Consider the following 13,883-nt stretch of genomic DNA (forward strand, 5'->3'; position numbering starts at 1 on the left):
GGAGGTACTTATGGCACTATTTGCACATTCATTTAACTTTAACGGAACATCCTCCGAAACCTGCCAGCTTCGGCTGGTGGGTTTCGACAATGATTCTCCTCTGACGACCCTATATGAGAAGTCTGTCATCAAAGGAGATATCCATATACACCACCCGATTCCTGTACGGATGGGTATGAAATACAGTGATGTTCTTAAAATCCAAATTTCCGTCGTCAAAGAAGACGGTTCTGTCATTACAGATTCCGAACTGCGCCGGATCCGGCGCTGGCTGAACGGCTGTAATGAACCAAAGCGGCTGTATTTTACCGGCTGCGAAAATGAAATCTTTGAATCTGTAGACTATTACGGAAACTTTATTTCCGTTGAACGTTTTGAACCAACCTGCGAAACCTACGGTCTGAAACTTGTATTTGAGAATATTGCGCCTTACGCTTTTGCAAAGGAAGAAACCCACGCCTATACGTGTACAGATTCTTTAAATATCCAATTGGAAAACACCTCGGACGAAATCAACGAGGACTACTATCCTGTCGTAAAAATCAAGTCCAATGTCAATCAGACCGTCACCCTCGTCAATCATTCGGATAATGAAAGAGCGCTGACGATTTATATGTATCGTGACCAGATACTGACCTTTTACAATCAGGATAAATATATTGAAGATAATACCGGCATCTTCAAAATGGATGACTGGAATCTGACCTGGTTCCGTCTGCGGCCCGGGATGAACGATATTTCCATAACGGGAAACTGTATCGTTGACATCTCCTGCGCCTTCCCGAGATTGGCAGGTGGTCAGTAATGTATTTTAATCAGGACAGTTTTAAACACAACACGCCTTTGGAGCTTTATGTCTGCCGTCCGAATAATCGGACCGCGGCCCCTGTCATCGGTTATGAAAATGATTCGATGACCTTAAAACTGCTGGACATTTCCGAACTCTCCTTTGAAGTTCCCGAATACATTTACCTGTCTCAGAAAAAGGCCACAATTTTAAATCCATGCTTTCATTATCTGTCCCAATACATGCGGATTAAAGACTCGGAGGGCCGAATCTTCCGAATCAACGCCGAACCGGAAATCCGTGAAACACCGGACGGCCGGATAAAGTCCGTCTCCGCCGATTCTCTTGAGTGTGAATTGCAGGATAAGGATATCACAGCCCTGGCTGTCAATATGGGCAATGAACTGAGCCTGGAATGGTATTCAGAAAACTTAAATGCTCTGGGCGCTCCGATCAACTATATTACCTTCATCAATGACAGTGAACCCCGATTAAGTCTGATGCACATTCTTATGGAATACGCTCCGAACTGGAAAATCGGCCATATAGACACAGAGCTTCGGTCCATGCGCCGCTCCTTTGAGATTGACGCCTCCGACCTTTATGCCATCCTCACTCAGGACGTGGCCCGTGCCTTTGAATGTGTCTTTCTCTTTGACACGGCCGCACGGACCATCAGCGCCTATAAAGTAGAAAATATCGGTGAAGACACGCACATTTATCTGTCCATTCACAACCTGATCACCAATCGGGTCATCACACCATCCAGCGACAATATTTATACTCAATTTTCAGTTCTGGCCGATGACGGAAAAGATATTCTCCCCTTCGCCAACTTTGGAAGCCATAGGATATCCAATTATGATTATTTTCTGAATCCCATCTGGTTTGATGAAACGACCATCACCAAATACAACGCCTATAAAACCAATGTGGATGCAAAACGGAATCGGTACATGGAACTTACCAAATCCTGGAACTACCTGAATAGCCAGGTGACGGAACTCTACGACCGGGTACCGGACAGCCGCTGTGAGGCCGCCTGGACGGACCTGACGTCGGAACAATTGGACGCTGAACTGGAAAGCTGTCAGGCTGCCGCCGCCCTGCTCCGGGAACTGCACACCGTCGATGGCGTCCTTCAGATTGAAGGTTCCAGCGATTACGGTATCTATGTCAGTTTGACCGAAGTCATCATCCCTAAGCTCATGGCCCAGATTGAAGCGGTAAACTCCGGAAAACCTAAACCCGACGAAGAAGTCTCCTGGAAAACCAACTGGGACTTATACGGCATTAATGAATTGAATCATCTGCTGCTGACCTACACAGATGCCGTAACCCTTTATTCGGCTTACACGCAGCCCTATGATTCAGGTGTCCACAGTGAAAATGAGGCCCTTTATAAGCTGAATCACCAGCTCTATCTGGAAAATACCGAATATGTCCGTCAGATTCAGGCAGCCATTGGGGCAAGAAAATCCCGGGTTGCTGAACTGCAGGCGGAAATGGAAAAACTTCAGACAGAGCGAAAGCATCTTATCGCCTATGCCCAGATGACCCATCCGGAACATGGCTTCACCAGTGAGGAATTAAAAACTTTTGAATCTCTGACCGTTCACACGGATTACGAAAATGAAAACATTCTCGTTACGGACTTTGACGACGCGATCGCTCAGGTTGATCTGGCCGGGGAATTGTATGACGCCGCCTGCGAGCAGCTTGCCATCGAATCCCGCCCCCAGTTGAGTATGCGAATTGATCTGGATAGTTTTTTATCCATCACCAAGTATAACGGTTTTACCGATGAGCTTGCCGTCGGAAACTTTATCCGTGTAGGGGCGAATTCAGATGAATCTGAAAAGCTTCGTATCGTAAGCATCCAGTTTCAGCCGTCGGACCTGTCAGCCAAACTAAACCTGGAATTTTCCAACATGGTAACGACCTATAACCGCAGGGATGATTACACCTACCTGACAGGAAACAGCTATTCCCGCTCCAGCAAAAATAAAATCACTGCAGGCATATCTTCTGAGGATCTGACAACGGCCCTTTCCACCCTGTTAAACTCCAAATTTGCCTCCTTCACATCCTCTCCGGTTTTTCAGAATGCCACTGCCCAAAATATTCAGGCCGTCCTCGGCGCCTTTGACGTGGCTCTGGCCGACTATTTAAAAACGAAGGATTTATCGGCCGAAGTCGCAGATATTTCCAAACTGTCTGCCGACTCGGCATTTATCACCTATCTGCAGACCCAGTTTGCGTCCCTGACCGAATTGGATGCGGCTAAAATCGACGTGGACGAGCTCGTCGCTGACTACGCAGAAATCAAACTTCTCCTCTCCGGCTCGACCACCACCGGTTCCCTTCACACCATCTATCTGAATGCTCAAAACTCGGTCATTGATACGGCCTATATCAAAGACCTTATGGCGCAGAACATCACGGTAAACGATTTGAAAGTCGGAAATATCAACACCGATTATATCGGCCTTGCCTCAGATGACGGCGCACTCAGCATCAATGGCGCCACCATGCAGTTTTCCGACACTTCCGGCGTGCGGCTCCAACTCGGCAAAGATTCCGATGGCAACTTTTCTTTCATTCTTCGGGGCTCTGAGCAATCTGTCCTTATTGACGAAAAGGGTCTGCATGAAGACGCGATCACCGACGGTCTGATCAAAACCCGTATGGTTGAAGATAATGCCATCGATACAACCAAGGTGGACTGGACTTCTGCCGGAGCTTCCGAGGAAAATGGAAAACCGGTGTGGAAATCCACCAATATTACGGTGAATGAAGATGGTACGACCCTGACTGAAAAAATCAACACAATTCAGACGGCTATTGACACCAATGCGTTAGAAATCACCCAGTTGATTTCCGATACGACCATCACAAAAGCAGACGGAACGACCGTTTCTGTCAAGGATGATTACAACCGGACCAAAGACACGGTTGACAGTCATGCTCAGATTCTCTCATCCCACGAGTCGTCGATATCCGGAGTTACATCCAAAACCAATACTTTGGAACAGGATTTGAATTCCACCAAAAATAACATTTCCAGCATTACGACCAATCTGGAAGGCGATATTAGTTCCCTGGAAGAACGGACCGGAACTCTGGAACTGGGTCTGGACAATTTCAAAATCGGAGTGGAATCCCACCTTGAGGAAACCAATGAAAACGCTGCGATCCTGGCCAATATGGCCGCCGGAGAAATGCTTTATGGGAACCCGACATTTGCACTGGAAAACCCGGAAGGATTTCTCCCGGAACATTTCAGTGAATATTTTCCGGGAATTTCTCTTTACAAATGCGACCATACCGCTGTTACCGTCACAGCCAATACAGCCACTCCGATCGAAGACTCTCTCGCCCATAGTATTTCCTTTTCCGCCTCCGAATGGAACACGGAAACGGAACAATTCATCGGCGGTTTTTGTTTTCATACAGCTTCCCGCTGTAACGGCAGATATGTGTGTAAGATCATCGCAAAAATCCCGGCAGATTATTCCCTCGAATGTCTGGAGACCACGGCCGGCGCCAGCTGTGACGCCCGGTGGATTGGCGAAACAAAGACTTACGGCGATATTTCCGGGAAAAACATCGGCACCGGGCGATGGGCCGAATATGACTTTTATGTCGGCTGCGGCGATACCGGCGATTTCGGGGAAATGTTCCATTTTTGCCTGACCAGCAGCTCTTCTGCGCCTTCTGAAGCCTACCCGGTCACATGGGAGCTGTGCTTTGCGACGGTGTATGACATAACCAATACATTTTCCTATGCACGAAAATTAAATCATATGGAAGCGAGCATCAAAGCTCAGGGCGACCGAATCGATCAGGTCATCAGCAATACAATGGTAACTGTAACAGACGTTGATGATAATGGCACTGCAACCGAAAAAGTAATTGATGTCAAAGAAATGTACAACCGGATGAACAGCTCTCTTGAAGGAACGACAACACAAATCGGTGAAATTTCAAAAACAGTTGAGAAAAATACTGAAAATGTAGTCGCTTTGCAGGGGCAAATGACCTCGATTGAAACAACTGTAAACGGTATCAATACGACCATAACAAACATTCCTGAATCTATTGACGAGCGAGTACAAGCAACCATTGCCAATTATGAAATGACTTCCGAGGCCTGGATGGCTAAATTTAAGGAAGCGCTCAATGCCCCGGATGAAAACGGAGAGATCGTCGGAACAACCGTCGGCGAAGTGACCATCAGTTCCAAAGGAATCCAATTCGACAAAGGGCCAAAACGTTCCGTGTTCAATACGGACGAAATCAATGTTTATGAAAATGAAAATCGTGTTTTCGGAATTCAGGAGGATTCCGTTTACACCAACCGCCTTCTGGCTCCAAACGGCGCCGATTTTTACGGAATTAAAGCCGTTCCGATGCAGATTTCAGAAGACACCAAATTCTTATGCTTTGTTCCATCAGGAGGTGACAGTTAATGGGATATACAGAATTTAACGGCTATCAAAACGGTTCCGGCGGCCAATATACAATTCACCTGAATTGTACCTATACCAGCAACGGCTCCAACGCCAATACGTCAAATGTCTATATGACATTATCCTTCATGCGAAGTGATTACAGTTCTTACTGGTACAATGAAACAGGCAACGCCTATGTGGAATTCTGGTGCGATGGCCAATACTACAAAGAAAACTTTAATATTGATCTGAACTACAATGCGGGTCAATGGTATCAGATTGGCCCCGGCCATACCTTTGTCGTTCCCCACAATAACAACGGCACAAAATCCTGTGAAGTCCGTGCCTACGCCTACATCGGTATTGCCCCGGACAATGTCGTTGTCGACGCGCATACGCTGACACTGGATACGATTCCAAGATACGCAAACTTTACAACCGGCGTAGATAACCAAACCATGACTTCAGCAAGGGTCAAATGGTCCGCCGACGCCCACATATCCGAGGGCCAATACTATCTTGACGGCAGCTCGACCGCCGTGGGCATCACGACCAACGCCACATCCGGCTCCTTTACGGTCAGCGGCTTATCACCGAAGACCAATCATAGTGTACAGATTCGACTCAAACGTAAAGATTCCGGACTATGGACAGAGAAGACCGCTTCTTTTACAACCATCTCGGGCGCTTCCATCAGCAGCGTTCCCAAATGGACACTGCCGGATACCAGCGGAAATATTACGTTAAACATCTCGAATCCGGGTAAAGGATATATTCGCCTTTTCTTTTACACAGACGTAGGCGGTACGATTTCATCGAATGTGGTGGTTAAAACTCTTTCTGGTACTGTCAGCGGAAACACGACCGTTTCGTTCACCGAAGCGGAAGTGAATCAGTTTTTTGCCAAGGCGCCAAGTTCGACTTCCGGTAAATACTGCGTTTATACCCGTACCTATGCCACCCAAACGAATGCGAACAATAATGCATCTCCGTTGTCGACCATTCAAAGTTCCTGGAACACTTTCAGTATTTCCAACAATGCCGCCACCAGACCATCGGTGGCCGCTTCCCTGCTCAGTGTGTACGATAACAATAATGCCTATGGTTATTTTACTACAGCGAACAATACGCTGTTTGTTCAATCCTTATCTGCTATTTATGCCAAAATAACTGCTGCAGCCACAGCTAAAAAGAGCGCATCCATCCCGACCAAAGCTTATAAAATTATCTTTAATGGAAGTACTAAATCCCAATTAAACGCCAATGACGTCGTTTCCTTTGGTTCTGCCCCTGCCGCTAATACTTACAGCGTTACTCTGACGGTGACTGACAGTCGGGGCTTTACCGGCTCGACTAGCAAAAACATAACCGTTTACCAATATTTCCAGCCTACGGGAACGATCACGCTCGAACGCCAAAATGGTTTTGAAGCTCCAACGACTCTGGCTTTCAGTGGCTCATATGCCGTTGTTAATAACCAAAACACGATAAGATCTGTAAAATACAGATACGGTGAAACGACTGCCGCCAGAGACGCAGCTTCCTGGACAGACATTACCGCCAAAGCCACTCTTTCCAACGGCAAAGTCACTGTGGAGAAATTCAATATTGGCAGCTTTGCAATCAACAAAACCTATGAATTTCAGGTACAGATTGCCGACGGCTATGGTACATTCGAATTTTCAAAAACTCTTACTCAGGGTATACCGATTCTTTCCATCGGCAGCAAGGGCCGTGTGGGCGTTAACTGTCTGCCGACCGACAGTGCGACAACCAATGATACTTCTACCCGGCTGCAGGTAGATGGCGCCGTAAAAGCCTACAGTTTTAACGGAATGCGTGGGATCGCCACCTCTCTCGCCACAAACAGTGATGCCTATGCCGCCAGCAGTAAGCTGACCAATTCACTAAGCAATGAATTAAAGAATCTGGGCCAAAAACTTTTTCCCAAGGGTTCTATATTTCTTACAACGGTAAATACAAATCCCGGAACTTTTATCGGCGGAACGTGGGTAGCCTGGGGTTCCGGCCGGGTCCCGGTTGGTGTCAATACCTCGGATACGAACTTTAATACTCCAGAGAAAACCGGCGGGACATCCACTCATAACCACACTGTTAATTCGCATAACCATACGACGCCTTCCCACAGACATGCTTTTACAATTGGATGGTATGACTGGTACGCTTCCGCCGCTGGCATCACTGCCTATTCCAGTTCCAAGGCCAAATTTCAAACGGCATCCAACTCTGGGGTATATGCCAACAGCCTTTATGGCAGTGACATATCCATCAACGGTACATTAACAAATTGGGCCACTACCAATAATCCTGTAATTTATCAATCTGCCGGCGATACGACTGCCGTAAGCGCAGGTAATACCGGAAATAGTTCTCCGAATACCAATTCTAAATCTAATTTACCGCCATATATTACCTGCTATATGTGGAAAAGAACTGCTTGAGAAACAGTGACACAGGTTTACTTTTATACTGAATTGGAATATAATATAAACAAACTCAAGTTTACTTTAGATTTCAAGAATAGAAAGGATGATTCTTATGAATTTGGCAAAAATCTCAGCAAATGGTCAGATTACTGTGCCGATTGAAATTCGTCGGCTACTTGATTTGAAATCTGGTGACAAGATTCTGTTTTTCCAAAAAAAGAACGGAGAAATCGTAATAAGCAACGCCTCTTCACAGGCAATCCGTAAAGCGCAGGCTGCATTCACCGGAGCCGCTGAAGCAATGGGTATTTATAGCGAAAATGATATTCAGGAACTTGTAAATGAAGTACGCTATGGAAAGGAAAAGTAAAATGCGTGTATTAGTTGATACAAACATTCTGTTTTCCGCATTCCAAACCAGCGCAGGCATTATTGTATATTGCAGATAATCACAAAATTATTTTATGTGATCGTAACATTGTAGAGTTAAGAGATATTCTAAAACGAAAGGCTCCAAAATTTCTCCCGGATGCGGAAGTTCTCCTTGCAGAAATGTCCTATGAGCTAATCCCCGCAGTCGATCATGCGGAAAAGCTCATACGCGATGCCAAAGATCAACCGATTTTAAATGCGGCTATTGTATTTGATGTGGATATTATTCTCACAGGTGATAAAGATTTTCTAAGCCTTGAAATAGAACATCCAAAATGTATGACTGTTGCACAATTTTTTGAAAATGAAGGTGTGGAAAAATAAATTCTACACTCCATATATCCTAAAACTTCAGGCTGCCCCTGCCCGGGCAGCCTTTTTCAAACAAAAATTAAAGAAAAGAGGGAAACGCTTTGAAAAATATCATTCGATTTAATGATTTAACAACAATGGAGTGCTCCGGTTTCACTCCGACACTCATTGACAATGTGGATGCTTTGATCATCGAATTTCATTATGAGAATTTTATTGATATGAACGAGCATTCGGTAACTATTTACAGAAAATTCAAAGATGAATTTGCTTTAAAGAAGCTGGAACTGGTGGATGAACAGGGAAATGCCATCTCGGCCGCTTACATGGGTTTTGGCGACGCCAAACTTTCAACCCAGACGCCGGATTCCGGCAGTCACACAAAAGACTATATTGTCTTTGTTCAGTTAAAAAAACTGATGGACATAGAAGCAAAAATAAGCGCATTAAATATTGTAGTGGAGCAAATGCGCGAAAAGATAGACCCGGTAACGGATTTCTCTAAGATGACCCTGGAAGAACTTCAGGAATATAAATGCAAAGAAATTCAGGATGAGATCAGTCATTTTATTGAAAAGGGGACGGATGTGGATCTTCCCGGCGGCGCCGAACATTTTTCTCTATCCACTCTGGATCAGTTAAATATCGATAAACTGACCCGGCGGGCCGAACTGTTCCAGGTTGCCGTTCCTTATCATTCGGACAAAAACTCCTGTCGTGTTTATACGCCAAAAGAAATGTCCCTGATATCTCTTGTGACAGATGCATTTGTGACCCAATTTACAACGCTGATCAACGCCTATAATATATGGATTCGCAGATGTACTGCTCCGGAAGAGATTCTGGCCATTACAGCCAGCTCCGAACTGCCGGAAGATTTACAGAAAAACATGGAAGATATTTTAACTGCCTTAAATGAAATCGTAGAAGCTTATAAGAAACATGCGGAGGTTGATTCTATTGAAAACATTGAGGTTCATCCTTAAATATTTTTTTCTGTTCTATATCGGCGGCTTTACCTACTGTGGCATCGAAATCCTTTACCGCGGCCGGACCCATTGGTCTATGTTTCTCTGTGCCGGAATTATTTTTATCTACGCTTCCGTGCAGAATGAATTCTTTGAATGGGATTATCCCTTCTGGAAACAGCTTTTAAAGGTGTGGACATTTGCACTGATAGCCGAATTTATCACCGGCTGTATCGTCAATCTTTGGCTTGGCTGGAATGTCTGGGACTACTCCAATCTCAGATTTCACCTGCTTGGCCAGACGTCCCTTACTTTCGCCCTGCTCTTTCTCCCAATCTGTGCCTTTGCCATCGTGTTCGATGATTACATTCGCTACGTGTTTTTTAATGAAGAACCTCCGCGATATAAATTTCTATAAATATGAGGTGAACAACATGCATGAAGAATTTACAGCCTTATTCAGTATCGACTGGCGTACATTTGTATTTGCCGTCTGCACAATTTTTTCTGCCTGGATGGCAGCCAGTAAAGTCATTGACTTTTTCACTGAAAAAATAGGCATTGAAACCAAATTATCGCTTCGTCGAAAAAAGATGGAAAAATCCATTTCTGAAATCGACGAGATTAAAGACTCCATCAACGAATTAAAGGAACTCATGACCAAACACATTGAAAAGGATAAAGAACGTACAATCGTATCTCTGCGCTCAAATATCTGGCAAATGCACGGTGAATTTATGAAACAGGGATTTGTTACCAAAGATGGCCTCGAAGTATTCAGCGAAGCCTGCAAACTTTATGAAAATGACGGCGGCAACGGCGTCGTCAAGCAAAAGATTGAACCGGAAGTCATGCGGCTTCCGGTCAAATAAATGGAGGGAAATACAATGAACCATCCGATTAATAATAAAAAAACCGGCATTGACGTGTCCTATTCTCAGGGACAGATCAACTGGCCGGAAATTAAAAATCACATTGATTTTGCTATTATTCGCTGTGGATACGGCGATAATATCGAATCCCAGGATGATGCTTACTGGAAATATAACGCAGATGCGTGTACCCGGCTGAACATCCCCTTCGGCGTCTACATCTACTCTTACGCCGCGAATGATACCCAAAGCCGCAGCGAGGCAGAACATGTTCTGCGCCTTATCCATGGATATAAATTATCCTATCCCGTATATCTTGATCTTGAAGAGGAATCTGCGGCCGTTCAGGAGCATGCGGTCCGGGGAGCCCAGATATTCGGTGATATCCTTGAAACTTCCGGATATAACGTCGGCATCTATGCCAATCTGAACTGGTTTCGGAACATCATCGGCAATCGTCTCGACCGTTTTTCCAAATGGGTAGCCCAGTATAACACTGCCTGTACTTACGAAGGCCGCTATGACATGTGGCAATATACCTCCGCCGGATATCTCCCGGGTATATTCGGGAACGTCGATATGAATTATGACTTCTCTACGCCGACAGTCTCTGCCGCTCCGAATACATCCAATCCGCCAGATATTTACTATGCCGTTAAAACACGAAATTACGGCATTCTTCCTGATGTGAAAAACCGCGACGACTATGCCGGATGGCAGGAAGATGAGATTATTGCCGTAAAAATCGGCGTCAGCTCCGGCGCTGTCCGCTACCGCGTACATCTGATTGACAGACAATGGCTTGACTATGTTACAGGCTGCAGCTGGCAGGATTATCACAATGGCTATGCCGGGGACAATCAGACTGCCATTGACGCCATTGAAATTTATTACGAAACAGATATCTCCAAAACCGGCGGTAAATACTACAAAGCCGTTTACCAGGTCAAAGGTAAAGGAAATTCATCTTATTATCCGAACCAGTACGATAACGAAACCGGACCGGATATGGATGGCTATGCCGGCTGCTTTGGCGTACCATTAACCGAATTACTCATTCGTTTAGAATAACAACAGGATGTCCCAAATTATATGGGGCATCCTGTTTTTTCGCCTGTCTTCTACTGCATCCATCCATTAAAAGAACTTTATCCTCTATTCGCCACCATTGATTTTATAAAGATGGTTCTTACCTTCAAGCGTTTTTTCAAAAGGCTCTCCTTCGGAAGCGGAAATGAGCATATCGTCCACAACGATATCTCCGTCGCCTTCCACATCATCATAATCCACATCCAGTCCAAAAAGCAAATCGGACAGCTGTCTCAATGCCTCATCATAGCCTTCATCTTCCATAGAACCAAGTGGAATCGTAATATGATCCACCATCTCTTTTCCCTTTTTATTATACGTCTGTACACTCACCTGATACATAAATATAACCCCCTTTTGCTTACAGTATAACAAAAGAGCCGATAATTGTAAAATTTTTTTACAATTTATCGTCCTCCTGATTTGACTTTTCCATCCGAAGGTTCTATAATTTCTAATAATTAAAAATCATGAACATCTGGAGGTTTTTTAATGAAAACAAATTTTTGTGTCGTCAGCGACGGTTCCTGCGATCTGCCGGAACAGACTTTAAAAGAGCATAATATCAGCGTTGTTCATTTTCTTGTTTCCTTTGATGGAAAGACGTATCAACGGGAAGGTATAGATATCGAATTAAAAGACTTTTATCAACGGATGGTAGACCATCCAAATATTATTCCAAAGACAGCGACGCCATCTCCTCAGGACTTCTATGCAGCCTTTGAGGCCCGGGCTAAAGAGGGGCAGGATATTATCTGCATCTGCATTTCCACAAAACTGAGTTCCTCGGTCCAATCCGCCGAAATCGCCGCACAGATGCTGAAAGAAAAATATCCGGATATTCGGGTCGTTGTCCTGGATTCCCTCTGCGCCACCCTCATGCAGGCGGTCTATGTCCTGGAAGTCTGCCGAATGCGGGATGCGGGCTATTCCCTCGATCACACTGTGGAAATGATTAAAAGACTGGGTAAGACAGCAAGAATTCTTTTTACTGTCGGCGATCTTCATTATCTGCAAAAAGGCGGACGCATCGGCAAAGTAACCAGTATTGCCGGAAACTTATTGAATGTAAAACCATTGATCACACTCCAGGATGGTGAAATCCATTCTTCCGGCATAAGACGAGGCCGCCGCAAATCTTTAAACGGCATTATTGATTTACTCATCAACTATTGTAAAGACTACAACTGCGCTCCGACCGACTGTAATATCATCATCGGCTATTGCCACGACTATGAAGAAGCTGTGCGTTTCCAAAAACTGACGGAAGAACGCTTATGTGAAACTTTTGGAAATCAAATTTCCGTTCCGCTCTGTCCGATCGGAGCGACCATCGGCGTCCATGCCGGTCCCTACTCCATCGGATATGGCGTCATTCAACGAAGCGATTTTATTACACATGTATAATACCACAGATGTTAAACAGGATGACCACCATGCCAAGAATGATCCGATACCAGCCAAATACCTGAAAATCGTGTCTCTTTATGTAATCCATCAAAAACCGAATGACAAACACAGAAACAATAAATGCAACCAGCATGCCAACAATCAATATGGCCGCTTCCATTCCTGTAAAGGACAATCCAAATTTCAATATTTTTAATAAACTGGCCCCAAACATGACGGGAATAGCAAGGCAAAAGGTAAATTCTGAAGCAGCAGTCCGGGACACTCCGACAAGCAGGGCTCCGACAATGGTAGCGCCCGACCGGGATGTTCCGGGAAACACGGCGGCAATCAACTGAAACATACCAATAATCAAAGCGGTCTTAAAATCAATATCTTCCATCTCTCGGATTCTCGGCCGTCGTGATTCATTTCCCCGCTCAATAAGGATAAAAGCAATGCCGAAAACAATCAATGCGATCGCTACCGGAAGGGCATGATAAAATAATGCCTCAAATACATCATCAAATAAAATTCCGACCACTGCCGCCGGAATACAGGCCACAATAATCTTGCACCAAAGCACCATTTTCTCCTGCTCGATCACTGGTTTTTGCCGGTCTTTGAACTGAAACGGAAATATTTTATTCCAGAATAACCATACGACCGCTAAAATCGCGCCAAGCTGGATGACGACCAGAAACATCTCCATAAATTCTTCGCTACAATCCAATTTAATAAAATCATCCAGAATGATCATATGCCCAGTGCTGCTGATGGGCAGCCATTCGGTGATACCTTCCACAATGCCAAAAATAATCGCTTTTATAATTTCTAACAATATTTTTCCCTCCCTTATTTTTTCGGGTATGCGGTCCATTATACTATTTTCCTAAAAAAAATTGCCACATCACTGTGACAATCTTTTTTAAACTCATTTTCATTAAGTACTTTCGGTGTCGTCCGTCAGCTAAATTCAAGCGGCGCTTACGCTTGCTTTCATTAAGTGCTTTCGACCTCCCCGAGCGGGGCTCGAACCTGCAACAACTCGGTTAACAGCCGAGCGCTCTACCATTGAGCTATCGAGGATTAGTATGACATAATCCTAGTCCTTTTTGGCCCATTTGTCAAGA

Annotated in this window: 12 protein-coding genes and 1 tRNA gene; 10 read left to right on the forward strand and 3 right to left on the reverse strand. The window is 44.8% G+C overall.

Translation table 11 applies throughout. From position 1 onward, the window contains the following. The first annotated feature begins 10 nt into the window (after positions 1 to 10). The 9 genes from EV212_RS01670 (at position 11) to EV212_RS01710 (ending at position 11,343) form a co-directional block, all read left to right on the forward strand. Positions 11 to 805, forward strand: a complete 795-nt coding sequence (locus EV212_RS01670; RefSeq protein ID WP_132087889.1) for a phage tail domain-containing protein — start codon at positions 11 to 13, stop codon at positions 803 to 805. Then, positions 805 to 5,259, forward strand: coding sequence for a hypothetical protein (locus EV212_RS01675; protein ID WP_132087892.1), 4,455 nt, complete (start codon positions 805 to 807; stop codon positions 5,257 to 5,259). Before EV212_RS01670 ends, EV212_RS01675 begins: the two co-directional genes overlap by 1 nt. Further along, positions 5,259 to 7,703 (forward strand): phage baseplate protein, encoded by a 2,445-nt coding sequence (locus EV212_RS01680; RefSeq protein ID WP_132087895.1) that lies wholly within the window; start codon positions 5,259 to 5,261, stop codon positions 7,701 to 7,703. Before EV212_RS01675 ends, EV212_RS01680 begins: the two co-directional genes overlap by 1 nt. 97 nt (positions 7,704 to 7,800) lie before the next feature. Next, a complete protein-coding gene (locus tag EV212_RS01685) occupies positions 7,801 to 8,058 on the forward strand; it encodes an AbrB/MazE/SpoVT family DNA-binding domain-containing protein (protein ID WP_132087898.1) in 258 nt (85 codons plus the stop codon). A 62-nt stretch (positions 8,059 to 8,120) separates the two neighbouring features. After that, the gene (locus tag EV212_RS01690) at positions 8,121 to 8,444 is read left to right on the forward strand and encodes a PIN domain-containing protein (protein ID WP_243115428.1); all 324 of its coding nucleotides are present in this window, start codon (positions 8,121 to 8,123) and stop codon (positions 8,442 to 8,444) included. A gap of 89 nt (positions 8,445 to 8,533) precedes the next feature. Further along, positions 8,534 to 9,418, forward strand: a complete 885-nt coding sequence (locus EV212_RS01695) for a hypothetical protein (RefSeq protein WP_132087901.1) — start codon at positions 8,534 to 8,536, stop codon at positions 9,416 to 9,418. Continuing rightward, positions 9,393 to 9,818, forward strand: a complete 426-nt coding sequence (locus EV212_RS01700) for a hypothetical protein (RefSeq protein WP_132087904.1) — start codon at positions 9,393 to 9,395, stop codon at positions 9,816 to 9,818. The genes EV212_RS01695 and EV212_RS01700 overlap by 26 nt, the downstream gene beginning before the upstream one ends. Positions 9,819 to 9,834: 16 nt before the next feature. After that, entirely contained in the window at positions 9,835 to 10,272 is a 438-nt protein-coding gene (locus EV212_RS01705; protein ID WP_132087907.1) for a hypothetical protein, read from the forward strand. Positions 10,273 to 10,287: 15 nt separating this feature from the next. Beyond that, positions 10,288 to 11,343 carry a glycoside hydrolase family 25 protein gene (locus tag EV212_RS01710; RefSeq protein WP_132087910.1) on the forward strand — a complete coding sequence of 352 codons (1,056 nt, stop codon included), beginning with the start codon at positions 10,288 to 10,290 and terminating at the stop codon, positions 11,341 to 11,343. A gap of 84 nt (positions 11,344 to 11,427) precedes the next feature. Here the strand turns inward: EV212_RS01710 and EV212_RS01715 are convergent, their stop codons facing one another. Next, positions 11,428 to 11,703: a hypothetical protein gene (locus EV212_RS01715; protein WP_132087913.1), complete on the reverse strand. Its 276-nt coding sequence runs from the start codon at positions 11,701 to 11,703 to the stop codon at positions 11,428 to 11,430. Between the two features lie 150 nt (positions 11,704 to 11,853). On the opposite strand from EV212_RS01715, the gene EV212_RS01720 reads away from it, so the two are divergent. After that, a complete protein-coding gene (locus tag EV212_RS01720) occupies positions 11,854 to 12,768 on the forward strand; it encodes a DegV family protein (protein WP_132087915.1) in 915 nt (304 codons plus the stop codon). Here EV212_RS01720 and EV212_RS01725 read toward each other — a convergent pair. Next, on the reverse strand, positions 12,755 to 13,591 hold the full coding sequence (locus EV212_RS01725; protein WP_334295604.1) for an undecaprenyl-diphosphate phosphatase: 837 nt from the start codon (positions 13,589 to 13,591) through the stop codon (positions 12,755 to 12,757). The two genes, EV212_RS01720 and EV212_RS01725, sit on opposite strands and share 14 nt — an antisense overlap. A gap of 176 nt (positions 13,592 to 13,767) precedes the next feature. After that, positions 13,768 to 13,839, reverse strand: a tRNA-Asn gene (locus tag EV212_RS01730). Positions 13,840 to 13,883 lie beyond the last annotated feature (44 nt).

The organism is Frisingicoccus caecimuris (assembly GCF_004340975.1).
GTDB classification, from domain to species: Bacteria; Bacillota; Clostridia; order Lachnospirales; family Lachnospiraceae; genus Frisingicoccus; species Frisingicoccus caecimuris.